The sequence below is a fragment of the Flavobacterium aerium genome, from assembly GCF_030766725.1.
Taxonomy (GTDB): domain Bacteria; phylum Bacteroidota; class Bacteroidia; order Flavobacteriales; family Flavobacteriaceae; genus Flavobacterium; species Flavobacterium aerium.
Map to the genome: position 1 here is coordinate 397861 of NZ_JARQWR010000001.1, position 26491 is coordinate 424351.

20 protein-coding genes are annotated in these 26491 nt (G+C 37.8%); 10 read left to right on the forward strand and 10 right to left on the reverse strand.

Annotated elements, in window-relative coordinates; all coding sequences use genetic code 11:
* Positions 1-29 precede the first annotated feature (29 nt).
* Both P6733_RS01895 and P6733_RS01900 read left to right on the forward strand, forming a co-directional pair.
* Complete coding sequence (locus P6733_RS01895; protein ID WP_306349887.1) at positions 30-773, forward strand: hypothetical protein; 744 nt, start codon at positions 30-32, stop codon at positions 771-773.
* Positions 774-876: 103 nt separating this feature from the next.
* Complete coding sequence (locus tag P6733_RS01900) at positions 877-1860, forward strand: hypothetical protein (RefSeq protein WP_306349888.1); 984 nt, start codon at positions 877-879, stop codon at positions 1858-1860.
* Between the two features lie 85 nt (positions 1861-1945).
* On the opposite strand, the gene P6733_RS01905 is transcribed toward P6733_RS01900, so the two are convergent.
* On the reverse strand, positions 1946-3625 hold the full coding sequence (locus P6733_RS01905) for a helix-turn-helix domain-containing protein (protein WP_306349889.1): 1680 nt from the start codon (positions 3623-3625) through the stop codon (positions 1946-1948).
* 349 nt (positions 3626-3974) lie between these two features.
* Here P6733_RS01905 and P6733_RS01910 point away from each other — a divergent pair, with 349 nt between their 5' ends.
* From P6733_RS01910 to P6733_RS01945, 8 genes are all read left to right on the forward strand, one after another.
* The gene (locus P6733_RS01910; RefSeq protein WP_306349890.1) at positions 3975-4685 is read left to right on the forward strand and encodes a hypothetical protein; all 711 of its coding nucleotides are present in this window, start codon (positions 3975-3977) and stop codon (positions 4683-4685) included.
* A 373-nt stretch (positions 4686-5058) separates the two neighbouring features.
* Positions 5059-5856, forward strand: a complete 798-nt coding sequence (locus P6733_RS01915; protein WP_306349892.1) for a helix-turn-helix domain-containing protein — start codon at positions 5059-5061, stop codon at positions 5854-5856.
* A gap of 175 nt (positions 5857-6031) precedes the next feature.
* Positions 6032-6874 carry an RteC domain-containing protein gene (locus P6733_RS01920; protein ID WP_306349893.1) on the forward strand — a complete coding sequence of 281 codons (843 nt, stop codon included), beginning with the start codon at positions 6032-6034 and terminating at the stop codon, positions 6872-6874.
* A 242-nt stretch (positions 6875-7116) separates the two neighbouring features.
* Entirely contained in the window at positions 7117-7431 is a 315-nt protein-coding gene (locus P6733_RS01925; RefSeq protein ID WP_306350033.1) for a helix-turn-helix domain-containing protein, read from the forward strand.
* Positions 7432-7506: 75 nt separating this feature from the next.
* Positions 7507-8949 (forward strand): DUF3945 domain-containing protein, encoded by a 1443-nt coding sequence (locus P6733_RS01930; protein ID WP_306349894.1) that lies wholly within the window; start codon positions 7507-7509, stop codon positions 8947-8949.
* 5 nt (positions 8950-8954) lie between these two features.
* The gene (locus tag P6733_RS01935) at positions 8955-11051 is read left to right on the forward strand and encodes a type IA DNA topoisomerase (protein WP_306349895.1); all 2097 of its coding nucleotides are present in this window, start codon (positions 8955-8957) and stop codon (positions 11049-11051) included.
* 223 nt (positions 11052-11274) lie between these two features.
* On the forward strand, positions 11275-11712 hold the full coding sequence (locus tag P6733_RS01940) for a DUF1896 domain-containing protein (RefSeq protein ID WP_306349896.1): 438 nt from the start codon (positions 11275-11277) through the stop codon (positions 11710-11712).
* Positions 11699-17086, forward strand: a complete 5388-nt coding sequence (locus P6733_RS01945) for an N-6 DNA methylase (protein ID WP_306349897.1) — start codon at positions 11699-11701, stop codon at positions 17084-17086. Before P6733_RS01940 ends, P6733_RS01945 begins: the two co-directional genes overlap by 14 nt.
* Before the next feature lie 72 nt (positions 17087-17158).
* On the opposite strand, the gene chrA is transcribed toward P6733_RS01945, so the two are convergent.
* From chrA to mobA, 9 genes are all read right to left on the reverse strand, one after another.
* Complete coding sequence (chrA, locus tag P6733_RS01950; protein WP_306349898.1) at positions 17159-18289, reverse strand: chromate efflux transporter; 1131 nt, start codon at positions 18287-18289, stop codon at positions 17159-17161.
* Entirely contained in the window at positions 18273-18710 is a 438-nt protein-coding gene (locus tag P6733_RS01955; RefSeq protein ID WP_306349899.1) for a DoxX family protein, read from the reverse strand. The genes chrA and P6733_RS01955 overlap by 17 nt, the downstream gene beginning before the upstream one ends.
* A 2-nt stretch (positions 18711-18712) precedes the next feature.
* Complete coding sequence (locus P6733_RS01960; protein WP_306349900.1) at positions 18713-19201, reverse strand: hypothetical protein; 489 nt, start codon at positions 19199-19201, stop codon at positions 18713-18715.
* A 68-nt stretch (positions 19202-19269) separates the two neighbouring features.
* Positions 19270-20094 (reverse strand): AraC family transcriptional regulator, encoded by an 825-nt coding sequence (locus P6733_RS01965; protein ID WP_306349901.1) that lies wholly within the window; start codon positions 20092-20094, stop codon positions 19270-19272.
* Between the two features lie 131 nt (positions 20095-20225).
* Positions 20226-20792 carry a phosphatase PAP2 family protein gene (locus P6733_RS01970; RefSeq protein ID WP_306349902.1) on the reverse strand — a complete coding sequence of 189 codons (567 nt, stop codon included), beginning with the start codon at positions 20790-20792 and terminating at the stop codon, positions 20226-20228.
* A gap of 566 nt (positions 20793-21358) precedes the next feature.
* Complete coding sequence (locus P6733_RS01975; protein WP_306349903.1) at positions 21359-21976, reverse strand: class I SAM-dependent methyltransferase; 618 nt, start codon at positions 21974-21976, stop codon at positions 21359-21361.
* A gap of 226 nt (positions 21977-22202) precedes the next feature.
* The gene (mobC, locus tag P6733_RS01980) at positions 22203-24221 is read right to left on the reverse strand and encodes a conjugal transfer protein MobC (protein ID WP_306349904.1); all 2019 of its coding nucleotides are present in this window, start codon (positions 24219-24221) and stop codon (positions 22203-22205) included.
* Between the two features lie 101 nt (positions 24222-24322).
* The gene (gene mobB / locus P6733_RS01985; protein ID WP_306349905.1) at positions 24323-25612 is read right to left on the reverse strand and encodes a conjugal transfer protein MobB; all 1290 of its coding nucleotides are present in this window, start codon (positions 25610-25612) and stop codon (positions 24323-24325) included.
* A 2-nt stretch (positions 25613-25614) separates the two neighbouring features.
* Entirely contained in the window at positions 25615-26052 is a 438-nt protein-coding gene (gene mobA, locus P6733_RS01990) for a conjugal transfer protein MobA (protein WP_306349906.1), read from the reverse strand.
* Positions 26053-26491 lie beyond the last annotated feature (439 nt).

Sequence of the window (26491 nt, forward strand, 5' to 3'; positions counted from 1 at the left end):
CAAATAACTGTGACAAAAATAAAGAACCTATGAAATACATTATGACAGGCATAGAACTTCATCCAGATTTTGGATTTGGAGTTACAGCAGATGCATATTATAAAAGTGCCGAACATTTGATGCAAAATCATTTCGAGCATTATGACGTTACCCAGCAAGCAGAAATGCCACAAAATTTTCTATTCCGTCACACCATTGAACTTTACCTAAAGTCGCTGATCATACTCTTCCACAAAAAATTAGAATTAGATTATGGGACTGTTGACTTCAACAGTGATGAACCTGAAGCACTTTTCGATGGTAAATGGAGAAAGTTGTATTCTTGCCATTTTATAGATAAACTTTATGAATACTGGCTTAATAACCTACTACTGCCTAATGTCAAAATTTTACAGGAAATAGCGCCTGAGGGTGATTGGGCAGAATATCAAAAAGTAACCGAATTATTTGAAATCATTTCGAGATACGACCAAGACAGCTCTTATTTCCGGTATCCAATAACAAAGAATGCAAACCTTGACAATAAAAAATATTCAATGCAAAAATTTAAGGCAGTTGACCTGGAAAGTTTCTTAGAAGAAATCAAAGAAAGAAAGGCTGATGGAAAAGGCAGAATGACTATGCTTATGGTTGATGATAAAGATAATATTACAAGTGCATTCAGTAAAGACGAAAATATCCTTTCTGACGTGAGGGATGCATTAAAAGAGGTTGCATATTATTTTAACGGCATTCATGTCATGAGCAGGGTAACGCTTTTTGACGGAATGTAAAGAGCACCTTCTGGAGGTAAATCCTAACCTTGCGATATTCAATATACAAGATTCTTAACTTTTTTCACATGTCTAATCGAAACAGCATTAGCTGGTACACTATATGGAATTTAAATCATTATTAGGTCAATTGCAATTAGCTTACGGTCCAATGAGCAACTACGATTTTAGTATTCTTAAACAAGATTCAATTGTACAGGATCTATTGCGGGAAAGCAGTCTATATATAATTGCGCAAAGGCCTGTTTTGAGTTTTGAAAATTTGACGTTTAACGAAATTGAAAAAGTCGTTTACTTTGAAATCCATCAAAAAAATAATTTAAAAAAATTAAGTGTGAAGCTACCCTTCTTCCAGGAAAATATTGCAACAGATTATGAGAAGGAAGTAATTATTGATATTGGATCAAACGATCCGGATCATGTTTTTGATAGGGAAAACATTGTAAATGTTCATGGAATCAAGTTTTATGAATCAACGCAGACTAGAGAAAATTTCCTTGTATGGTTTTCTCCAGAGAAATTTATACATAATTATTCTCGCGGGCATATTGAAGCTGAAATAACTGGCAATGTAGGGGACTTTTTAAATTATAAAGTTCTTTATGTCGGAAAGGCGACAGATCAGGATATTTGGACAAGGTTAACTGGACACTCATCACTTCAAGATATTCTGAGCGTAGAATATCCTTTTGTATACGGCTCCTTACCAACTCATGAAATCGTATTGTTGCTTTTTGAGTTTTACGACAACTTTACTATGAGGACCTATGACATAAATTCGTCGGTTGAAGAGATGACTGATTCATTTCTGGGCAAAAATCACCCGGATAAGAAGACGGTATTTTTGGACGCAGAAAAAGCATTAATTAAAGCCATGCAACCTAAACATAATAAGGTGCTTTTTAAAAACTATCCCAAAAGTAAAGATGGTTTGCATAAACATAACTTCGATACCGTAGGATTTACTTTTATGGATCCAATTACGCTAAAATATGAAAACGGTGTGATAAGGGGCGGACTAAATTTTATGGGAGGCGATATAATTTCAATTAAAAATAACACCGATTTTAGCGTGATAACGCTATAGACCTTTGTTCTTAAGCCAATGCGGATTTTGGGCAATTATTTGTACCCGCCAAATATAAAGTATCTGCTTTTATATCACTTCTTTATTACAATCCACTGTCTTCCTTTTTTAATTCTTCAATAAAATATTTAGGTGTTATACCTGTAGAGCTTATAAATGCATTTACAAATCTTCTGGTTGTGCTGAATCCGGCTTCCTCTGCAAGAGCATCATGGGTGTAATTTTGCAGGAATTTCTCATTGCGAATCCTCTGGGCAATATTCTCAACCTTAAGATTATTGATATACTCGATAAATTTTTTATTTCTGTGACGCGCAATTATCTGTGACAGGTATTTAGTGTTAGTATTGAAATATACAGCTAATTTAGTAAGGGTCAAGTCGCTTTCAAGGAATTTTTTGCCATTTTCAAATTTCTGTAAACTCTGCAGAACTGCGATCTCAGCATCTTTACTCATTAAAAATTCGGCTTCGTCGCCTTTATCGGCCTTAGCTTTTTCAGCTTCTTCAATTTTTTTTAACAGCTCTTCATACTTCTTTCTGGCCTCCTTTTTATTCTTAAAATACTTCACGATTCCATATACAATGAACATGAACATTATACTGATGATCGATAGGGCAATCTGATCATTGTATTTTCGGACATTCAGTGAACTTTTAAGATTTTTCTGTTCTTCTACAAGTTCCTTCGTATCATATTCTTTGCGAATTTTTCCCTGAAGATACGCATATGTCTGGTGTAACTTTTTGTCAACTTCGAGTAGCCTTTCAACGTAGAAAAGTTGGGTTTTGAGCATATTTTTTTCTTTGTAATAAGAGATCATGTACTCATAAGCTTCTCTTATATCGGGACGCATATAATCTCGTTCCACATAGCTCTTGTCAACTTTTTTAAAGTGTACAAGTGCATTTTCCCTTTTATCTAACGCCCAATAACCTTTACCGATATAAAAATACCCTACAGTCTCATTAGCAAAATCTTTGTTCAGGCGGATTCTCGGAAGTGAAGCTTGTATTTTTCTTATTCCTATCTCATAATTGTGAATCATAATTTGATTCACTCCTTCAGAATGAATGAAATATGGTTCCATTTTACGAATTCCTGTCTGCATGCCTTCTGCAAGTCCTGTTTCATTAACCGAAGAACAGAGTCCGTGATTACCAATCATATTATAACACACTCCCAATGAATGCAGCGAATTTAAATACGCCCTAGGGTCGGAACGCTTAAAGTAGTTGATACAATCTTTAAAAATTACGATAGCTTCCTCGTAAAACCCCAGATAATATTTTATCTGTCCAATATGATACTTGGTCTTGTAGATTAAATAATTATCGTTTGTTTTCTTAACGTACTGGTCTGCAATGAGGTAGATGTCCATTGCCTCTTTCAGACGCTTTTTTCCATAATAGGCGATACCTTTTGACAGATATGCTGCACCTATAACTTCATCATCGTTTGTTTTTTTTGCTGCCATAACCATACTGTCAGCATACATAAGCTTATATCTTTCGGGCGCATGATGCACATAGTTCTTATAGGCATTAGAAAGCTCTTCCCAATCTTCTTCATGTTTAGCTTTTATCAAAAAGGATAGCATATAAACAGATCTCTGGCTACTGGTGATGCTGTCATCTACAATACGATCAAATAAATAATCAAAATCCCTATTTCTTAGCGAATCTGGAATTTGTGTTCTATGCTTTTGTGCGTCTGCATTATGATAAAAGCATAAAGATATTAGAAGTAAATATCTTACAATCATAGGTTAAAGATAAGAAGTTTCCATTGGTAGGAAACCCATTTAATACAATCAGTATTAAAACAAGATTCAGGGGCAACCTAAAAAGTGGCGAATCTATCAAAGATATATAAAAATAGGTGAAAACCATGCAGTTAAACTCAAAATAAGCTGTGTCGATTTTCGGAAAATCGGTAGTAAAAATTCGGTAAATGTCCAGACAACCATTTGTGAGGGGCACATTTTGCTCATAGTTTTGCTTTCGAATTCAAGCAAAAAGTCTGGCTCAAACCAGCATCGTTCTGCTTTCCCCCGGGGTGAAAAATGAACTGACGAAAAAAAAGTAATCAGTCACATTTAACACGACGTACACATGAAAAATTTAAAAGCATGGCTGGTAATCCTGCCACTAATCACTATTGCATGCTCGGATGAAAACACAGAGCAAACTATTGAATCTGCAAGCAAACTTAATATTGCAAAAAAATCAGTTATTGGACCTGAAAACGCAGCTAATCCTTATGATTCAGCAGGAATACTCCACAATGAAATCTTAGAGATTTTAGATGAAACTGCCTCTAATTCACAGACAATTGAAGAAATCACTATTTTGATTGATTCGTTGTCGGCTGTCCACCCGGATCTGATGCTATTATCAAATAATCCAACGGTGTCTTCAAGGGTTTTAGAAATCACTTCGATAGTAAACACAAGTAATCCAGCTACTGATTTGATGGATACTTTAAGCCTTAGCACTAGTGCCAGGGCCAGTTTCCTAGCATTTTTGAATTCACTTCTGCTGACAGCTGACAGCCCTTATGAGGATATTCATCCCATTATAGTTTCCTACGAAACCTCTGTAATTGGCAGTACCTCATTCTCCGCTGTTGAAAAGCAAATTATTCTGACAGCTTCATCGGTAGCCCGTTATTCGGTAGCGAAGAAAAAGAGAAAGGATCAGGACTGGGATATATCAGTTACTAATATTGTGGCAGCAGCCTCCGGAGCAGGACAAAATAGTGTTTTGGGCCTTAAAATGGCTGCAACGGTCGATATATACCAAAATACTCACCCCACAAATTGAACTGGATAATTTTTCTGCTGATGCGCTATGAGCGAACATTTACAATTTCTGCAATTGTTCTTTTCATAGCGCTGAATGCAGGAAGCCTCTATTTCATCATAGATCTGCTTAGCTATGATGAAATAGTGTGCTATCTCGCAGATGGGGGCATTAAATCCTCTGACCCTCACGGTTTCGTTTACGCTCTGCTCATCACTACGCTTTTCGATGTACTATTTGTTTTTGCAATGCTGTGCAGCTGGTTTACAAAAAGAAAGTGAAAAAAGCATAATAAAAGTTGGTAGCATTCTCCCGCAATTTAATTACTAAAAAACATAACATCTTGGACATCTTAAAAAATAGACGTTGGAAAAAGGAATTAAAAGTCCTGCATATGACAGATTTTAAATCTTTGAAGTCACGCAAAACTCTTATGAATCCAGACTGGTTCTCTCTTCTTGTGGTAATGTCCGGCACAATATATTTTATGGACGGCGCTTCAACTGTCTCTCTTTCACACGGAGATATGTATGCAGTTCCCAATACAGCAGAAGTCATTAGGATGACACCGTCGCTGAAAGTCTGCTTTATCTCTTGTAAAAGGGATTTTGCTATTACCAACAGATTCTCAAAATCAGGTATCGGTTACATAGAGATCCTGACCGGCTATTCACCTTTTGTAATTTCACTTACTCAAACTGAAATAAGTTATCTGATAGAGCTTTTTGGATTTCTTAAGAAAAAAATTATTAGCCGGGACAGTATTTTCCAGGAAGAAATGGTACTGCTGTATTTCAATCTTATACTTTATGAATTCAGCGGCCTATGCTACAAGCACGGCGAAAATAAAATTGACCTTCACTGTCGCACTGAAAAAATAAGCATGCGCTTTATGACACTTGTACAACAGCATTGCACAGTACACCATAATGTAAGTTTTTATGCCGAATCCTTATTTGTCAGCAAAGGGCATCTAGGCAAAGCTGTACGGAATGCTATTGGCATGTCAGCCAAACATTATATTGAAGTGGCTATTATATCAGAAGCGTATACACTTCTCGCAAATGATGATCTAACCATTACCCAGATCGGTGAGCATTTAAACTTTAGAAATTCTTCATCTTTCAGCAATTTTTTTAAAAAGCACACCAAATTAACGCCGACCCAATATCGCTTAAACCTAAAATTTTAAACCGTTCTTATTATCCAACTGTAAATCTACTGAACCGTAATATCTTTTCATAATTGGTTTTGCTTGTGAATAGCCCCATCTTAATCGTATAGCATGTATTTGTACAGTAAGCACAGTAATGTTTATATAGTCCATAAGTTTTTTTGAAAGGTATTACATTAAAACCATATGCGCTATGAAATCACTGAGTACAATTATTTCCGAAATCCACAATAAGGAAGATCAAATTTCGCGGGAAACCTCCCATCTGATTGATGAGGCTTATCAAATGACTCTGTATTTGAATGAGCTGCTGCATACAACCAGAGAACAAATCTTAAAAGAGGGCTTTGCAAATGAAGCCGACGAGATACAATTTTTCCGTGACATTAAGCCCTATATTTTAGGACAACTGATGTATTATAATAAAGTATTCAGAATTGAAACCATCTGTCCGGTAAAGAACGGCAAGATGTACCAGAAATTTTTCATGAATCAGCTTCAGGCACTTAAACAGGAATTTAAAGAAGATGTCTGCGGCTGTCACTTTTATCGCTATTACAGATCAGGGAGAATAGACCGAGATGAGGAATATTTTTTGAGAGGAAAAATTAATTACAGGGACGGACTCAACAGTTACGTTTTTGAAATAGATCACCAGTTTTCTACTTACTACGATTCTAAAGTGGCCAGGATTATGGCCAACGAATTAATTTATACCTATCTGATAACGAAGATAAATCCAGAGGAGCATTCAAGTTCTTTGCTGAATAATCATGAATCAACCAAAGATATTTTTTGGACAGACTCTAAAAATGCACTTATCGAACTCATTTATGCGCTCTACGCTTCGGGTGTGATATCCCATGGAAAAATTGGTATCCGCAAAATTACGCTGGTCTTTCAAATACTTTTCCATATTCCGCTTGGTGATATTCATCATTCATTTCATCGCATGAAAGACAGGGCCATCAATCGTACCTTATTCCTAGACCAGCTCAAATCTTCCCTTGAGCAATATATGGATAAGGAGCTATAGGTTTATACAGAATGTTTTACATAAAGCAGTGCCGCCAGCACTGCTTTTTTATTGCCCATGTCTGCCCATTGGCAAAAGACGAAACCCTTATTTATCAAAGTGAATGCTCTATCTCAACCCCCGATATTCTGCTATTAAACAAAACGATTACAGAAAAAATCTTCATTGCCAATGGGCAAGACTTGGCAGAAAATATTTTTTTCATGTGTCAATTTTGTGGTGTTAAACCTAAAATACTGGTTATGAATATCGATAGAATGGAATTCACGGCGTGGATGGACCGAATCATGGAGAGATTCGACATCATTATGGAGGTGGTAAACACAAGTAAGAATCAGCGTACTGCCGTTGATGGAGAAGAGTTGCTGGACAGTCAGGATGTCCTCCAGATGCTCAAGATAAGTGCACGATCATTGCAAAGGTACCGCTCGTCAGGCAAGCTCCCATATTATACAATTAGCGGAAAAATTTATTATAAGCTATCAGATATACATCAGTTGGTCAGGGAAAGCTTTACCGCCCCGGTGCCTAAAAGAAAGCCAACAAGTGACAAATAAGGCCATCGGATGCCAGTTAACACCAGATAGCAAAGACCTCTTTTACTTTCGGGATTGAATTTAAAAATTTAAACTATGAGTGAACAAATTTCAGAAAAAAAAGAGTCTCCCGAACAACTATCGGAGATATTATTGGTGCTGGATAAAGAGAAAATGAAAATTATGGCTGTAAAGGGTATTGATGAAAATGGAAAACTGGAAACCGTTGAACCTTCAAAGAAAAACCAGAACCAATTCATGCGCGTGGATAAGCAAGGGGATTTATTTTCCAACTTCTTTTCCAATTTTTTCAGCCAGCTTAAGAACCCTACCAATTTTTCCTTCTTTAAAATTCCTGCACCACTTACTATTAAGTTGGCAAAAGAAATGCAAAAACAGGTAGATCAACCAACTCCTGAAGGTGATAAGTTGATGAAGCAAAACGAAGTGAAGACACCAGAAGAGAATCATAAACAAGAAAATAAAAATAATATGGAAACAACGCAGAACACACCGGATACAATTGAGTATAAATACAAACCGGAACAGATTGATTGGGAAACCATGAACAACTTGGGATTAAGTAAAGAGAAACTTGAAAAAATGAACCTGCTCGATCCGCTGCTTAAAGGTTATAAGACAAATGAGCTTGTACCTGTAAGCCTAAACCTGGGAACCGCCGTTACGAGAATGGACGCCCGATTATCGCTGCAATCGAATGACGACGGACAGGTAGTAGTTGCCATTCACGGAATTCGAAAAGAGCCCAACCTGAACTTTGAGTTTTTTGGGCATAGCTTCAGTCAGGCAGACAAGAACAATCTGCTAGAAACAGGAAATATGGGGCGTGTTGTTAATCTAGTAAATATAAAAAATCCCAACGAGACCATTCCTTCCATTATCAGTGTGGACAGGCTTACCAATGAACTGGTGGCATTACGTACTGAGTTTATCAAAATCCCTGACGAGCTCAAAGGAGTAAAACTTAATGATGAGCAGAAGCAAACCTTAATGGAGGGCAAGCCACTTTATTTAGAAGGAATGACTTCCAAAAAAGGAACTCAGTTCGATGCAACTGTACAATTCAATGCCGACAAGCGTTTTGTAGAGTTCCAGTTCGACAGGAGCAACACCAACAAACAAACGCAGGACAATCAGCAAAACCAATCGCAAGAAGTTCCGAAAACTTTCAGGGGCAAAGAGCTAGATAAAGAGCAATACCAAAAGTTCAAAGATGGGCTGACGGTATATGTAAGTGGACTCGTGGATAAGAAAGGAAAGGAATATAATGGTTATATCACTTTCAATAAGCAAACCAATAAAACGGATTTCTCTTTCCAAAATCCGGACAAGATTAAGGAACAGGCAAAACCTACTGAAGCACATAAAACGCAGACTGCTGTCAATTCAGAAGGTAAAACCAATGAGGCAACCAAGAATATCAAAGAGCCCTTGGAATCCGGTCAAACAAATCCCACCAGCAGAAAGCAACAGGAAGAGCAGGAAGCACCTGCCAAATCGAAAGGGCGTAAAATGTAAGATGTATGAAAACTATAATTGCAGAAAAACCAAGCGTAGCAAGGGAAATAGCTGGCTTGTTAGGCGCATCCGAGAAAAAGGACGGCTACCTGACCGGTAACGGCTATTTTGTTACCTGGGCACTAGGCCATCTTATAGGATTGGGAATGCCCGAAGATTACGGGATTACGGGATTTGACAAAGCATCACTGCCTATACTCCCAAACCCTTTTTTACTCACTGTGCGAAAGGTCAAAAAAGATAAAGGCTACTCTGCCGATACAGGCGCATTAAAGCAACTGAAAATCATTGAACAGCTCTTTAATAACAGCAATAGCATCATCGTTGCCACCGATGCAGGACGTGAAGGCGAACTCATTTTCAGGTACATTTACGAATACCTGAAATGCAACAAATCCTTTGAACGGCTTTGGATAAGCTCGCTTACCGAAAAAGCTATCAAACAGGGTTTTCATAATCTTAAAGACGGAAAAGAGTTTGACGGATTGTATCAGGCGGCACTAGGCAGAAGCCGTGCCGATTGGCTTGTGGGCATCAATGCTACGCAGGCACTAAGCATTGCCGCAGGCAATGGCATCCATTCGCTCGGAAGAGTGCAAACACCTACACTGGCTTTAATATGCAAACGCTATTTGGAAAACAAGAGTTTCGCGGTACAAAATTATTGGCAGGTACAGTTGTCACATAATAAAGAGCTGATAGATTTTAAAAGCCTCTCAAAAATCAAATGGGAAGACAAAAAACCTGCCGGTGATACTCTTAAAGCCATTCAGCGAAGCGAAACGGCAGTAGTTACATTGGTAGAAACCAGAAGCGTTACAGAGCAGCCGCCTTTATTGTTCGACCTTACTGGCTTGCAGAAAGAAGCTAACAAAAAATTGAGCCTTTCTGCCGAAGAAACCCTCAGCATTTCCCAAAGCCTTTACGAAAAGAAGTTTATCACATACCCACGAACGGGAAGTAAATACATTCCTGAAGATATGTGGGCAGAAATTCCCAGCCTGGTAAGAGCTTTACAAAACAGGGAAAACATTAAACAAACCTTATCTCAAGTGAAATGGGGTCGTTTTAATAAACGTATCGTGAACGATTTGCGTGTTACTGACCATCATGGATTATTGATTACTGATAAAATCCCTTCAGCGTTGAATGCAAAGGAAAATGCGGTTTATGATATGATTGCCTTTCGATTACTCGAAGCCATTTCCGGAGCCTGCATCAAAGAGTTAACGGATGTCGGTTTACAGGTATTGCATTATGATTTTACCTCAAAAGGCTTCAAGATTATAGAAGCGGGCTGGCGTTCCATTAAAGGCAGTTTCTCAGATGATGATACAGAACCGGTACAGGATTTACCCCTGCTCAAAAATGGCGATGAACTCAAAATAAAAGAAGCTTCCGTTTTGGAAAAGAAAACCAAACCGCCTGTGCTTTATACCGAAGCAGGCCTTTTGTCGGCTATGGAAACTGCCGGAAAAGAAATTGAAAATGCAGACCAACGCAAAGTCTTGCAAAATATTGGTATAGGCACCCCGGCGACAAGAGCTGCGATAATTGAAACGTTGTTTACCCGTAAATATATCCAAAGGGATAAGAAATCCTTGATACCAACAGAAAAAGGACTGCAGGTATATGAATTGGTTAAAGACCAAAAAATAGCAGATGTGGCAATGACCGCCCAGTGGGAACTTGCATTGCAGAAAATCGAAAACAACGAATCAGATGCCGGAACATTTCAAAAGGAAATGGAAAATTACGCTGCATCTATTACCAGTGAATTGTTGCAGACTTCCATTGCCCAAAATAACCTGCCAAAACTCATTTGCCCGAAATGTAAAAGCCAACAGCTCATTATACGTGACAAAATTGTGAAGTGTCCTGATGAAACTTGCAGCTGGGTACAGTTCCGCAATGTCTGCGGCGTACAAATCGGCATAGATGATATTGAAAGCCTTCTCAGCAAGGGTAAGACTTCACTCATCAAAGGAATGAAAAGCAAGGCAGGAAAGATGTTTGATGCTTACATAGTACTGAACGATTGTGCCGAAACTTCCTTTGAGTTTGACAAAAAAAATAAAAGCTTCAAAAAGAATGAAAATTAAGACTAGCTCTAGCAAATTGGTAATCATGGACCAGATTTATACCATTCGTGAAAGCAAGCCATAATTCTAAACAATGCTTAAAAACCTCTAAATATCCAGAGGTTTTTTTATTGTCCATCACGTCATATCCTGCCACACAAAGCCAAAGTATTCAACTTCAGTAAAGGCTCTTATTTACTACTATAATTTTAGGCTTCATGCCAATTCTAAACAAAATTATAGTATGAATACACAGCAAAAAGACCTATCGTATTTCAGATTGCGACTGCAAGAATTATTAAATACCAGTTTCCCCGAAAAAGCAGATGACCAAAAGTTTATTGAACAGCGCTCCTCATGGGCGGCCAATGCCTACCACGGTGCATTTAATTCGGGAAACACTATTGAGCAATGCAGCGAAATAGCAAATTATATCCTGTTTAAAAACCTGTATTTCTCCAGGTTTGACGCTGTTTTTCAGGTGGTCTGCAATGAGTTTGATACCATTATGGCAGACGAGGAACTGCGACCATTTGCTTTGAAAATGTTACGTGTCTGCGCGGCTGCTTTCTCTAACTACGAGCTAAGTGATGACTTCGCGTACAGTTATGAGTTTGACCTGCTCTATACCGAAATAACGGGAACCATCTCAATATGGATACAGAAACATGGGCTTCAGTAAAAAGCATCATCTCCAACAGAACATTGATGCCCTGCGAATTGCTTTTAAACTGGAAAAGGAGAAACGACAAGCCACCGTAGGCGAAAGACTTCTAATGATGCAATACAGCGGATTTGGCGGTCTTAAATTCGTGTTGAACCCTATAGCGAATGAAATTGACATCAATAATTGGAGAAAAACCGAACACGACCTTTTCGCGATCACCCGCGAACTCCACCACCTACTCAAAGAAAATTCAGAAGACGAAAAGCAATACCGCAGATATGTTGATAGTATGAAAAGCTCCGTTCTGACGGCTTTTTATACTCCGTCACAGGTCATTAATGCGATTTCCGTAACCTTGCGTGAAAGCGGTCTGAACATTGATAAATTCCTCGAACCCTCTGCCGGTGTCGGCTCATTCATACAATCCTTTTCAGAAAATCAAAAAGCCAATGTTACTGCTTACGAAAAAGATCTGCTCACAGGCAAGATCTTAAAACAGCTTTATCCCGAAAGCAATATCCGTATTTCCGGTTTTGAAGAAATCCCCGAAAAGGAACAAAACAGCTATGATGTAATAGCCAGTAACATCCCTTTTGGAGACACTTCCGTTTTCGACCTTTCCTATTCCCGAAGCAAGGACAGTGCAAAAGTACAGGCAGCCCGAAGCGTTCACAATTACTTTTTTCTCAAAGGTACTGATATGCTCCGTGAGGGTGGTCTGCTGGCTTACATTACCTCGCAGGGCATTCTCAACAGCCCTAACAATGAGCCTATACGCAGGGCGCTCATGCAGGATAATAATCTGATTTCGGTTGTTCGCTTGCCCAACAACCTGTTTACAGATTACGCCGGAACAGCAGTTGGAAGTGATTTGATTATCCTGCAAAAGAATAGGGTAAAGCAAGGTCTGACCCAAAGGGAAGATCTGTTTTGCCAAAGCATGCAGACAGAATACAACACACCAGGCAATGCACTCTTTCAGGACAGTACAAGAATTGTGCATACCGAACGTAAATTAGATACCGACGCTTATGGGCAACCTGCATTAATCTATACGCATAAAGACGGCCTTGAGGGAATTGCCAAAGACTTGAAGCAAATGCTTTCCGACGATTTTGGAATGCATTTGAATTTTGGTTTGTATAAAGGAGAAAGTAACGCAGGACCTACAACAAAGACCCCTACTCAAACAACGGCTACACCAGCAGTTGTCGAACCCGTGAGCATTATACAAAAGTCGCTATCTCTCCCAACTTCTGTAACCAATAGGGAAAGCCTGCAGGAATTAAAGCAGTTAAGCATTTTTGACCTGTTTGAAAATGTGGACGAACCTGTAATGTTAGCTGTTCCAACCAAAGGAACTCCCAAAGTCAAAAAGCAAAGTACTAAAAAAAACAGCCGTGCGATAGGTCGTCAAACTGACCTTTTCAGTGCGATGCAGCAACCGTACACGCCAACTCTTACCAATGGAAATACCTCAGCCGAAGATAAAAAACAGGAAGCTATCGGCGACCTGTTTTCGAGTACAAGCGGTAATAATCCAACTGATACGTCAGTTATTCCCAAACCTGCTCCGTACAGTGGCGAGGTGCAATCGTTCCATCGTAACGACTGCCTTGTTGCAAATAATGGCTGGGTCGGTCATCTGCAAGATGTAGATACATCAGAGGGCGTGGCGGTTTTCCACCCTTTGCATCTGCCACCTTTACAGAAAGCAAGAGCCGAAGCGTACATAGCTGTACGTGATGTTTACCAACAGCTTTACAATAAGGAGGCAACGTTTCAGACTGAACAAAAAGAAGAAAGGGAAAACCTTAACCGCCTTTACGATTCCTTTGTCAAAAGGTACGGTAGCCTTAATAATGCCGATAATATCAAGCTCATCAAAACAGATAGCTCCGGCAAGGAAATCCCTTATTTGGAGCGTGTCATTGGAGGCGTTGTACACAAAGCCGATATATTCAGTCGTCCTGTAAGTTTCTCCACCTCAACAATAGCAACGGACAATCCTGACGAGGCGCTGGCGGCATCGCTGAACAAATATGGAAGGGTGGATTTGGACTATATGTCGGAAATCAGTGGCATGACGGGCGATACTTTGAAAGAAGCATTACACGGTCGAATTTACTACAATCCCCTGCAAAAGGAATATGAAATATCCGAACGATGGATTGCAGGCAACGTAGTTGAAAAAGCGCAAGAGGTCAAAGCCTACCTCGAAAACAATCCAGAAGACAGCCAAGCCCAAACAAGCCTTACCGTCCTGGAAGAAGCCCGACCAAGACGTATCGAATTTGAGGAACTCGATTTTAATTTGGGGGAACGCTGGATACCCACAGGCCTTTATGCCCGTTTTGCTTCACATCTTTTCGATACAGATGTGCATATAAATTACTCGGAAAGCTCCGATGACTTTTCGGTAAAGTGCCATCAGGGAAATTTGCATATATGGGAAAAATATGCCGTCAAAGCCGAAAGCCGGACCTTTGACGGGATTGCCCTTCTCAAACACGCCCTTGTCAATACCACACCTGATATTACCAAAAAAATAATGGTTGGCGACCAGGAGCTCAAGGTTCGGGATATGGAAGCCATACAAATGGCTAACACCAAGATAGATGAAATCCGTACCGCTTTTACCGACTGGCTGCACGCCCAGAATGATGAGTTAAAAAACAGGCTGACGGGTCAATACAACGACACTTTTAACTGTTTCGTCCGACCAAACTATGACGGAAGCCATCAGGATTTTCCAGGACTGGACCGCAAAGCATTGGGTATCGAAGATTTGTATTCGAGCCAAAAGGATACCGTGTGGATGATAAAGCTTAACAACGGCGCGATCTGCGACCACGAAGTAGGCGCAGGAAAAACGCTGGTAATGTGTACGGCTGCGCAGGAAATGAAGCGTTTGGGGTTAGCCAATAAGCCAATGATTATCGGGCTAAAAAGCAATGTTCACGAGATAGCAGAAGCTTACCGCACTGCCTATCCACATGCTAAAATCCTATTTCCAGGCAAAGAGGATTTTACGCCTCAAAAACGCTTGCGAATTTTCGGGGATATTAAAAACAATGATTGGGATTGCGTTATCCTCACGCACGACCAATTCGGAATGATACCCCAATCTCCTGAAATTCAAAAGGAAATACTCGAAATAGAATTGGACAGCGTAGAGCGTAACCTCGATGCACTGCAATCACAAGGCAAGGAAGTTACCAGAGGGATGCTTGCCGGAGTAATCAAGCGGAAGGAAAACCTTGAAGTCAAGCTTAAAACCTTGCAGCACGATATTGAAAACCGAAAGGATGATGTGGTGGACTTTAAGATGATGGGCATTGACCATTTGTTCGTGGATGAAAGTCACCAATTCAAAAACCTAATGTTCAACACAAGACATACAAGGGTTGCCGGATTGGGTAATGTAGACGGAAGCCAAAAGGCAATGAACCTTTTGTTTGCTATCCGTACTATTCAGGAACGCATAAATGCCGATATGGGTGCAACCTTTCTTTCGGGTACAACTATCAGCAATTCATTAACTGAGCTGTACCTGCTATTCAAATACCTGCGGCCACGGGCAATGGAAAAACAAGGCATTCACTCTTTTGATGCGTGGGCAGCTATTTATGCAAGGAAAACGACCGATTATGAATTTTCGGTGGCTAACAATATCGTGGCAAAAGAACGTTTCCGATACTTTATTAAAGTGCCGGAGCTGGCTCAGTTTTACTCGGAAATAACGGATTACCGCACGGCAAAAGATATAGGAATTGACCGCCCAGATAAGAACGAGGTATTGTATAATATACCGCCTACTCCAGACCAGGAAGATTTTATCAAAAAGCTAATGGAGTTTGCCAAATCGGGCAATGCTACCTTATTAGGAAGAGCACCTTTATCACAAAGCGAAGAAAAAGCAAAGATGCTCATCGCTACGGACTATGCCCGTAAGATGTCGCTGGATATGCGTATGGTAAGTGGTCGCTATGATGACCACTCCGATAACAAGGCTTCGCATTGTGCGGCAAACATTGCCAAATATTACAACCAATACAACGCACAGAAAGGAACACAGTTCGTTTTCTCGGATTTGGGGACCTACAATCCGGGCGAATGGAATGTGTACTCCGAAATCAAACGCAAGCTAGTGGAAGACCACGGCATACCTGGACACGAAGTCCGGTTTATACAGGAAGCCAAGACTGATAAGCAGCGCAAAGAACTTATCAAGGGAATGAACGAGGGAAAAATCCGTGTACTTTTTGGTTCAACAAGTATGTTAGGCACCGGTGTAAATGCACAGAAAAGAGCTGTTACTGTTCATCATCTAGATACGCCGTGGCGACCAAGTGACCTTGCCCAAAGGGACGGTCGTGCAGTCCGAAAAGGTAATGAGATTGCCAAGTTCTTTGCCAGCAACAAAGTAGATGTAATTATCTATGCCGTAGAAAAATCATTGGACAGCTATAAGTTTAACCTGCTGTACAATAAACAGCTTTTTATTGACCAGTTAAAAAACAACAATCTGGGCAAGCGAACAATTGACGAAGGCAGTATGGACGAAAAATCGGGAATGAACTTCTCGGAATATGTGGCCATCCTTTCGGGAAATACCGACCTTCTTGATAAAGCCAAATTGGAAAAGCAGATTGCAGGATTGGAAAGCGAGAAACAGGCGTTCAATCGTTCTAAGCTCAGTGCCAAATACAAGTTGCAAGACTTTACGGAATTGCTGGAAAGTTCCCAATCACGTTTTAACAGAATCAGCCTTGATTGGACAAACTTGCAAGGACGTATGCAAAAGCGTTCGGACGGTACTATTGCAAACCCTGTTTTTCTGGACGGCTTATCGGCTAATGCGGATATAAAACAAATCGGTGCAAAGCTCAGCCAGCTTGCAGACAAAGCCCGCACTGCAGGTCAGTATGAAGAAATCGGTACGTTGTACGGATTTACGCTGTTGGTCAAAACTGAAATCTCCGAAAAAGAGGGTGCGGATATTAGGGTAAACCGCTTTTTGGTACAGGGCGAGGGCAATATCAAATATACCTACAACAATGGCTTAATCGCTAAAGATGAAAAGCTGGCTGCTATGAACTTTCTTAATGCACTGGAAAAATTACCGGGCTATATCGAGCAAGAGCAAAAGAAAATTGCGGAAATACAAAAAGATTTACCTGTTCTTCATGAATTGGTAAATGGTACGTGGTCTAAGGAAAGCAGGCTGGGTGAATTGAAAAACGAATTGGCTGCCATTGATAGAAAAATACATTTATCAATAACTCCCGACAATAAAGAGTTGATTGTTGAAGAGCAAGAAGAAAGGGTTAAAATTGATAGTATTCAGGTTCAAGAAAGACTTTCTATACGCTTAAAGACGACTTGAGAACGATCAATTCGCCCCAGTTGAATTGCTTTTTAACTGCTATTGTGCGATCGGCTTTTGTTTTATATATTTTCATATAAAGTTTAAAATATATCCAATTATTGAACCACCTAAAACTACAAAAGCACTATTTATTTTTCTATAATTAAATGTTATGATAATACTTAAAAAAGCAATTAAAATTGTTCGCCAATCAATTATAGTTTCTTTTCCCATTTCTAAACAAATAGAAATTATAATTGCTATTGACGCAACATTGACAGCGTCTAAAAATGTTGAAAACATTTTAGAATTTCGCATTTTTTTTACCAATGGATTTAATAACGCAACAAAAATAAAGGATGGCAAAAAAATGGCAATTGTCGAAATTATTGCTCCTGGAAGACCATTAATTTGATAACCAATAAAAGTTACTGATGAAAAAACTGGACCAGGCGTAAATTGTCCGACTGCAATTGCATCTATTAATTGTGTTCTTGATAAAAGTCCTGTTTCAACTAATTCTGCATCAAGAAAAGCAAAAAGAACATAGCCACTTCCGTATAAAATTGCTCCAATTTTTAAAAAAATTAAAAATAAATTTAAGTTTGTTGCTGAAATTATATTGGTGTTTGAAACTTGTAAAAGTGTTAACGGAAGAAAAGTGTTTATGCTTTTATTCGTGTTTTGTTTTAAATAATAAATTAATAATGCAATTATTCCTGCACCAAACATTAAAATTATTTCATTATAATTTAGAAGTGAAAGTAGCAAAATTATGCCTCCAATAATTCCTAATTGAATTGTTTTTAAGGATTTTTTCGCTAACGGAAATATTGCCGAAAGAATTATGGCAATAATTGCAGGTTTTATTCCATATAAAAAAGGTTTTATTTCTGGAATTTGCCCGTATTCTTTATACAACCAAGCAAAAAATCCTGTTATGATTACTGCTGGAAAAATAAAACAAATTCCTGCTACAATTAGTCCTTTCCAACCTGCTTTTTCGTGTCCAATATGAATAGCCATTTCGGTACTATTTGGACCGGGAATTAAATTAGTTGCACCAATTAAGTCAAGAAAATGTTGTTCGGTTAGCCACTTTTTTTTGACGACTACTTCATCTTGCATCATAGCAATATGTACTGCTGGACCACCAAAACCAATAATGCCAAGTTTCAAAAATAATTTTGCTATTTCTTTTAAATTATTTTTCTCCTCCATTTTTATTTAATTTCTTGTCTAGCGACCATTTTCCTGCACCTTCAATCAAAAGGAAAATACCACCGAGTAACATTGCCCAATCAGTTCTACTGCCGTGAAGCATTTCCCAAAACCCATCGTTTTTAAGAACTTCTGCTTTTGTTGTTGCAATTGCAACAAGCATAATTATAATAATTGGAATACTTGCTAAACGTGTAAAAAGTCCAATTAGGATTAATGCACCACAAAGTATTTCAAAAAAGCCAACAAAACTGCCTAAAAATTCTGGTGATGGTAAACCAATTTTAGCAAATCTTCCTGCACCTAAAGTATCAGGAAATAAAAATTTTTGTATTCCTTCGGAAAAAAATACTGCTCCAATCATTAAACGTACTAAAATAGTTGTTGTTGAATTATCTGTATTTATTAGTTTCTTATACATAATTATTTTTTTATTTGAAAATCCTGATTAGAAAATGGTGAGTTTTTAGGAACTACGATTACATTATATTCGTGATTTGTAGCTTGATGACAAGAATTGCAAGAGTTTGTGAGATTGGTGTAATTTTTCTGAAACATTTCTTGATTTTTTTTCAAAATAGAATTACTTAAACTATCCATCGCGAGATTTATCATTCCAATAGATTTAGTTTCTGGTCTGTCTGAACAGTATTTTTGAATTCCTTCTAAATTTTCTTTGATTTCATTCATTTCAAAATCAGCTAATTTCCAATTTTGATTTTCTCCTGCAAACCAAAGTTTTGCGTGATGAATTTGAATGTTACCCATAAATTCTCCAAATCCGGGTTTGTATGTCTGGGAAAGTTTGTTTTCTAAACTATCAATTCGAGTTTGTAAATCTTTTGAATTGCCAGACTTTTGACAACTACTTAACATCGTAATCGTAAGCATTATAATTACTGTTTTTTTCATCTTTATTTTTTAGTAAAAATAAACAACAAACAAATAATTTTATGGTCTATTTGAAAAACGAATGGTATCTAATTCGTTGTTGAACGAAAAGTATTTGGAGTAATACCTGTATATCTTTTAAAATATTTAGTAAAGTGGGAATTGTCCTTGAAGTCTAGTGAATAAGAAATTTCAGTAATCGTTACATCGGTGTAAAGTAATAATCGTTTAGCTTCACCAATTATAGATTCCGAAAGCACTTCAGTTGCTGACTGGTTATTTTCCTTTCTACAAATAGCATTGAGATTTTGAGGAGTAGTATTCAACAGTTTGGCGTAATGCGCAACTTCATTTGTCAATTTTTTCTCTTGAACAAGAAGATCTTTAAATTTTCGAAAAAGATTCTCTTTGTGGCTACTTATTGAATTTTTAGGTTTTTCGGATTGAAGCAATTTAGCCAATAAAGCTTTTAATAAACCTTCTATAATTGCGTTGCTCTCACCTTTACTTTCTTGATATTCTTTGTTTAAAAGTTGGAATAATTGTTCAACTGTACTTTTATCATTTGGAAACAAGCAAGGATAGGAACTTATTTTGGAAAGTAATTGCTTTATTTCTTTGTCTAAACTCTCATCAATAAACGATTTTTTAATGATGATTACAAAACCAGATGGTTCTGTTTCAATATCCCAAAAATGAATCTGTTCTTTACGTACAATGAAAACGACAGGAGGTATTATGGGAAATTCCTGTGTATCAATAACGTGCACTCCTTTTCCTTTTGAGAGATACACAATTTCAAAATAGCTATTGTGTTTGTGAGGTGACGTTTTGCGGGTGTATTTTCTGAACGGAGAAACTTTAATATTATCAACCGCTTTGGTTTTATCTTTTATTTTTAGTTCAGAATTCATTTTTCTTTAGTACATGGTTAATTAGAGTGATGGTAAAATTCAGTTTATTTTTTAGTTTTGCTTTTGCAATTACAGAAGTAAATTATAAAAAAAACATTGCTATCGTTGGATAAGTGTAGTGTAGTTACATTTTAATTGGAGTAAAAGGGTTTAAATTTTACTAAAAGCATTTTTGTCAAATAGCCATAAATAACTCCTAAAAACATTGCAACAATTACATCACTTGGATAATGAACTCCATTATAAATTCGGCTGTATACCACTAAAATAGCCCAAAATATTAATATAATTTTTAGCCAGTTGTATTTCTTTGGTAAAAGTAAAATTAAAAAAGTAGCTAATCCAAAAGCATTGGCTGAATGTGATGATATGAAACCAAATTGTCCACCAGGTCCAGCTTCACTTAAATGAATTAGGTTTTGCAGTGCTGGTTCGTGGGAAGGTCTTAACCTTTTGACTGCGTTTTTTATAAGATGTGATGCAGTTTGGTCACACAAAGCAATTAAAAAAGTAATAGTTATAAAAACATAAACACTCTGTTTTCTATATTCTCTAATGATAAGAAATGATATTAAGATATAAAAAGGTATCCAAAACAATTTATCGCTTGCCCAGTACATAATTGTGTCAAAAAAGGAGTTGTGTATTCCGTTTAAATAGAGGAATAATTCTGTGTCAATTTTATTTATTTCGTTCATCGTATTTCATTTCATTTAATTCCAAAACCGTTTGATTTCCAATTTTTATTTTCTCCTACAAACTAAATTTTTGCGTAATAAATTCGTGTGTTAATCATAAATTCTCCAAATTTAGGATACGTATGCTTCGGAAAAATTGATTTCTAAACGACCAATTCTAATTTGTAAAATTTTAGTTTTGTCTGGTCGTTGACTACAAGAAACTAGAATAAAAAGTAAAAGGATTAATGGAATATGTTTTTTCATTTTAAGATAAAATTTATCATTTGTTGCGTTAGGTTATTGAATTCTCCCGATTCTCAAGCTGTCGCACAACGTCAGTCTGTGAAAAAACTAAAATCAGCCTCTTGAGAATCTCATATTTGAGTTTTTTCTTTGGTAACCCTCCGAATAGTTTCTAAATTTGAAGTAGTTTTTTCACAGCCTTACGTTCTCGCACTACAAGCAGTTTGGGATTAAGGAATCCTAATTTTTTGGATAATCACAAATTTATCTGATACAAGATCATTTAAAAAAGCTGAATACACAAATTGCTTGTAGCGTGTGTTGGCATATAACCCTTTTGGTTAGCTTAATTGTCGTCTAAAACTACAAAAAATAAAATTCTGTTTTGTTTCAAAAGGAGTTATATGGTCTTCGGTTACACATTTTATTTTTTCAAATCCATTCTCCATTTCGGCGGTTAATGTTTCTTCACTATATTGTTTTATGTCTAAACCGCTACATTTTTTCGGTCCGTTTTCAGAAAATGTTCCAACAGTTAAATATCCTGAAACTGATTTTCTTGCAGTTTCCATATATTTTTGAATTTGCTCTTCACTCGTCAAGAAATGAAAAGTTGCTCTGTCGTGCCAAACTTCAAAAGTTTCATTTGGTTCAAATTCTGTTATATCGCTTACAACCCAATTTACTTTTTCTGCATTTACTCCTAATCTTACTTTCGCTTTCTCAATTGCTTTTGCGGAAATATCTAAAACAGTTATATTCTCAAAACCTTCTTCGATTAGAAAATCTACGAGTTTACTATCTCCGCCACCAATATCAATAATTTTTGATTTTTTTGTTAAATCAAACGATTTTATAAAATCTAATGAAGTTTTCGGAACTTCTTGAGTCCAACTTACTTCGTTTGAATTTTTTGTTTCGTAAACTGTTTCCCAATGATTTTTTCTGTTTTCTTCCATTATTCTTATTTTCTTTCGCTACGGTTCTTTTAGGGTTTTTGCCAACTTGTTTACACTGCTCACAAAATGTCATTGATACAACTAAAGCAGTGTGGCTTTCCACCAAATTTACAAGGGGGGCTTATTTTAGTTGTAAATATAATATAATGTTTTATAAATTATCAAAAAGAGTTTTGCGTGGGGGAAAGATGGTCGCTCCAAATTGCAAACTGATATATATTCGTATTTATACATTGCTTTTGGGCTTATCCTTTTGCACCAAATGCTGTAAGTCGGGGTTATTCTTTATGCGCTCCAGTTCGGCTTCGATAACCAGTACAATATCCGTTTTTATCTGCCTGTAATTGCCTTCGATTGCCTGCTTCATATTGTCTTTCCCGTTTTTGTCAATAAAAGATAAGATTTCCGGTATTTTTTGATATACTTTAGTTTCGGAAGCAACCTTTTCATTGTCCACGACAATTTCAGCATGGAAGATTTTCTGCTCGATCCTTTCATCAAAATTGTCCGATACAGCACCAACAAAAAAACCTTGTGTCAAGGTGGATATTTTGGAAGCCGGTATGAGACTGTCTAATTGGGTAGATATCGAAGTCGATGTGTCGTTGCGGTTGATGCTCATACTCTGCCTTTTCTGTAATACTTTCCCGAATCGCTCCGAAAGGCTTTTTGCCGTTTCGCCAACAACCTGGCCACTAAAAATATTACCTACTGTATTTTGAATAACCTTGCTTTCCTTGTCGCCATAATCCCTTGTTAATTGCGAGAAATCCTGAAAGCCCAAACAAACCGCTACTTTATTACTACGGGCAGTTGCGATAAGATTATCCAATCCTCGAAAATATATTGTTGGCAATTCGTCTATAATAACAGAACTTTTTAATTGTCCTTTTTTGTTAATGAGCTTTACAATTCTTGAATTGTACAAACCTAATGCTGCAGAGTAAATGTTTTGGCGGTCGGGATTGTTACCTACACAAAGTATTTTGGGTTCTTTAGGGTTGTTGATGTCTAATGAAAAATCGTCGCCTGTCATTACCCAATACAATTGTGGACTAATCATTCTTGATAAAGGAATTTTAGCCGATGCAATCTGTCCTTGTAACTGGTCTTGGGCTCCGCCTTGCCACGCATCCATAAAGGGTGAAAGATAATTTTCCAAATCAGGATATGAAGTAAGGATAGTAAATACGTCCGAATACTTTTTGTTCAGTAATTCAATGGCGTGTGGGAAAGTACAGTACTTACCATCCTCGTAGATTTTCAGATACCAAATAATGGCAGCAAACAGGATAATTGGGCTTTCCACGAAAAAATCGCCCTGCTTCTGTATCCAGCTACGGTTGAGGTTCAGCATTATGGTATAAGCTGCTTCGTAAGCGTCGGAAATGTCCGTCATAAAGTCGGGATTGAGTGGATTGCAACGATGACTCTTACGTGGATCGTCAAAGTTGATGACATAGAATTTGGGTTGTACTTTATACTTATCCCGATGCTTTAATAAATGGTTATAAGCAATGGTAGAAAGATCGTCAAACTTGAAATCGTAGATGTACATACTGAAACCTTTCTCAATTTGTTGTTTGATGTAATTATTGATAATCGCATACGATTTTCCTGAACCTGGAGTTCCCAAAACTATCGTTGCCCGAAAAGGATTGACTATATTAATCCAGCCGTTGTTCCATTTGCCTTTGTAATAAAATTTTGTGGGAAGATTGACAGAATATTCGTTTTCCATCAGTTTGGTTTCCTGTTGGAAACTCTCGTTTTCATTATTGAAAACATCGTCCATCAGATTAGTACGGAGCAATCGGCTCATCCAAACTCCGGCTACCATTAAAGCGATATAACCTAAACTTGTGGTAAGGATATAAAGGATTGTGGCCGTAATTATTGATAGCTTTAATAAAGGTGTGTTCAGAAAAAACAGAACAAAGCCAATCGCCAAAGCAATATAAATTTTAGTCCAGGTTATCTTCTCGTCTTTAACCCCCTTTGTACCCAAACAGCTTAGTGCCAATAATACCAGAGCAAACACTTTGGTATATAAAGTATGCGAAAACAATCCCGCGGTACGCTGAAAATTGCCTAATATTTTGTTGATTAGCTCTAAAGTCCATCCGCGATCTATAAAGTAACCGTAGCAAAACCAATAAAGGTGCATCAATACCAATAGGATACTTACTGCCCGCATAAAAGCCATAATTTTGGCTAATCCTCTTAAATCATCTTCTCCCTGCATTATTTTAATTTTTAATGTTCGGGCGTGAATTTAAAAGCTGTACAGGTTGACTATAAGAATGTGGAAGTCAATGGCGTTGCGGGGCAGTGTTTGGCTGATTTCTATTTCTGACCTCTTTGGCGATTTCTTTTCTTCTTCATTCTGTTGGCAAAATCCTGTTCCTGGGAATCTTCGCCCTGTGCTTCAGGGAGCAAACCGCCTAGTGCTTCAATCAAACCGTCTTCGTGTTTTTCAGCGGTATTCAGGAAGTCGAATAAATAATGAGGTTCCTCTTTAGGAAGATCTGCATCTTTTGATTTTGTCATTTTTGACTGCACTTCCACAGGCTCTATAATTTCCGGTTTGATATTATTATTCCAGTAATCATTAAAGGTATTGGCAGAAAGCTCTTTTCCCAATCGTGAACCGTTCCATACTGTTTTAGAATTATGGTCTATAAAGGTGATTCCGTAAATACGTCCTGTGTCATTTCTGCGTACTACTACGTTAATTCCCTGTTCGCCTAACTGTTTTTTAAAAGCCAGCTCATCACTTGTTGATTGTAAAGCAATGGTAACTGCAGCTTTAATGGTTGGCTTTGCCGGATGGTCTTTTAAAGTCTCTTTGCATTTCGCGTAGTTTAATTCCAAAGTCGGTAGTCCAGCATTCTTTCCGAATAAAGAAGCCTTGAACGGATGTCCGGCTCTTTCGCCTTTTGCATTTAAAGGGATATATAATAAACCCTGCTGCATTTTTCCCTTCAACTCGCCCTGCACTTTTTCGGTGGTAACATTAAAAAGAGAAAGCAAAGCATTATATTCTCCCAAAGTTTGGTACTTATAATAATTCGGCAGGTGACGCACTACTGAGGCTATCTGACTTTTGACATCACCTGAGCGATAATCTACCGGACGGAAAACCTTGTCGTTCTGTCTATACTCTTTATCCGTTGCGGGTATCAATCCATGTTTTTTTTCCAGTTCACGACACACATTCATAGAGCGCATTTTCTCAAAACTGTCTGGAATCTTTTTGCCCTGCTCGTCCACGCAAACCGATACAATGTGAATATGGCTACGGTCAATATCGGTATGCTTGAACACCACAAAAGGCTGCTGGCCATAACCCATTTCCCTCATATATTCTTCCGCCATTTCCCTGTACCTGTCATCACTTACTTTATCTTTCGGGTCAGGATTGAGCGAAATATGCAAAGTATGTTTCTCGGTATTGCGATTGGCTATTAGATAAGGGGCAAAAGATTGAGCTAATTGCGCAACGGAATAATGACCGCTTGCGGTTTCAATCATCTTATTGCCAAACAAAATCTGCCCGCTTTCATTCTCTACTTTTAGCTGATTGTATGCCAATGCCCCGTATAAATTTCCGCTTCTTCCGATTTTTGCTATCATTTCTAAGGATTTTTTTTCACATATTTTGTTTCAAATTCTTCGGTTATCTGAATGATTTTTTGGCATAATAGCGCCATCTCAGCAGTCTGTTTTTCCAATTTATAGAGAAAAGCTGCCGCCTTTTTCTCGGAAAAATGACGGTACAACAGCTTTACAATCTGGTTATAATTTACACCTACCGAGCGAAACTGGCTGTGAAATGAAGTCAATCGCATATAAAAATCAACTGTCCCTTTGTCAATTTTAACCGATTTCATCTCCTTGCTGAAAAGCAGCGAAATGATAAATTTTGCTTTATTGGGCATTCCCGATGTTTCAAAAAGCAATAAAAGTTTGGCATTTTCTTCATCCGTCAGTCGAAATACGTGGCGGTGGATGCTTGGGTCGTCTTTTGGCGAACGCCCACCCTTATTGCGTTTGTTGTTATTGTTTTCGTCCATAACCTGTCCATTTTAATCCTTACACAAAACCCTGACTTCGGAAGGTGTTTTTCAGCTCCCGGAAGGGCAAGTTGTTTTGAGGCACGAACTCGGTTTCGAGTGCCTCAAAACACAACTTGCCGTGTTCCGTTGAACACAAAAATCCGCCCTTCGGGACGGATTAAGTGTAACAGGGAAATACGGCTCGATGCCGTTCTGTTTAGTTTCCATTCTGTCAAGATGCTTCGCATAAATATGTTAATAAAAATCATTTTACAAAGTAAAGATCTGTCTGTAAGAATATTGTAATGTAATCACTAGACAAACTCTGCCTTTGATTGCCAAACACTACCACACAACAATAAGGAGCTAATTCAATCGCTTTATTTGCTTTATGGTTTTAATGCAGGTTATAAAAAATGTGTACAGGTAAATAAGAAAGGAGTATTTGGATACAGAT

Bases quoted from the DNA above. Each gene is read 5' to 3' on its own strand.
- mobA (WP_306349906.1), bottom strand. From the start codon at position 26,052: ATGGACGAAAACAATAACAACAAACGCAATAAGGGTGGGCGTTCGCCA.
- P6733_RS01945 (WP_306349897.1), top strand. From the start codon at position 11,699: ATGGGCTTCAGTAAAAAGCATCATCTCCAACAGAACATTGATGCCCTG.
- P6733_RS01970 (WP_306349902.1), bottom strand. From the start codon at position 20,792: ATGAACGAAATAAATAAAATTGACACAGAATTATTCCTCTATTTAAAC.
- P6733_RS01975 (WP_306349903.1), bottom strand. From the start codon at position 21,976: ATGGAAGAAAACAGAAAAAATCATTGGGAAACAGTTTACGAAACAAAA.
- chrA (WP_306349898.1), bottom strand. From the start codon at position 18,289: ATGGAGGAGAAAAATAATTTAAAAGAAATAGCAAAATTATTTTTGAAA.
- P6733_RS01965 (WP_306349901.1), bottom strand. From the start codon at position 20,094: ATGAATTCTGAACTAAAAATAAAAGATAAAACCAAAGCGGTTGATAAT.
- P6733_RS01895 (WP_306349887.1), top strand. From the start codon at position 30: ATGAAATACATTATGACAGGCATAGAACTTCATCCAGATTTTGGATTT.
- P6733_RS01920 (WP_306349893.1), top strand. From the start codon at position 6,032: ATGAAATCACTGAGTACAATTATTTCCGAAATCCACAATAAGGAAGAT.
- mobC (WP_306349904.1), bottom strand. From the start codon at position 24,221: ATGCAGGGAGAAGATGATTTAAGAGGATTAGCCAAAATTATGGCTTTT.
- P6733_RS01955 (WP_306349899.1), bottom strand. From the start codon at position 18,710: ATGTATAAGAAACTAATAAATACAGATAATTCAACAACAACTATTTTA.
- mobB (WP_306349905.1), bottom strand. From the start codon at position 25,612: ATGATAGCAAAAATCGGAAGAAGCGGAAATTTATACGGGGCATTGGCA.
- P6733_RS01930 (WP_306349894.1), top strand. From the start codon at position 7,507: ATGAGTGAACAAATTTCAGAAAAAAAAGAGTCTCCCGAACAACTATCG.
- P6733_RS01905 (WP_306349889.1), bottom strand. From the start codon at position 3,625: ATGATTGTAAGATATTTACTTCTAATATCTTTATGCTTTTATCATAAT.
- P6733_RS01900 (WP_306349888.1), top strand. From the start codon at position 877: ATGGAATTTAAATCATTATTAGGTCAATTGCAATTAGCTTACGGTCCA.
- P6733_RS01925 (WP_306350033.1), top strand. From the start codon at position 7,117: ATGAATATCGATAGAATGGAATTCACGGCGTGGATGGACCGAATCATG.
- P6733_RS01935 (WP_306349895.1), top strand. From the start codon at position 8,955: ATGAAAACTATAATTGCAGAAAAACCAAGCGTAGCAAGGGAAATAGCT.
- P6733_RS01960 (WP_306349900.1), bottom strand. From the start codon at position 19,201: ATGAAAAAAACAGTAATTATAATGCTTACGATTACGATGTTAAGTAGT.
- P6733_RS01940 (WP_306349896.1), top strand. From the start codon at position 11,275: ATGAATACACAGCAAAAAGACCTATCGTATTTCAGATTGCGACTGCAA.
- P6733_RS01915 (WP_306349892.1), top strand. From the start codon at position 5,059: ATGACAGATTTTAAATCTTTGAAGTCACGCAAAACTCTTATGAATCCA.
- P6733_RS01910 (WP_306349890.1), top strand. From the start codon at position 3,975: ATGAAAAATTTAAAAGCATGGCTGGTAATCCTGCCACTAATCACTATT.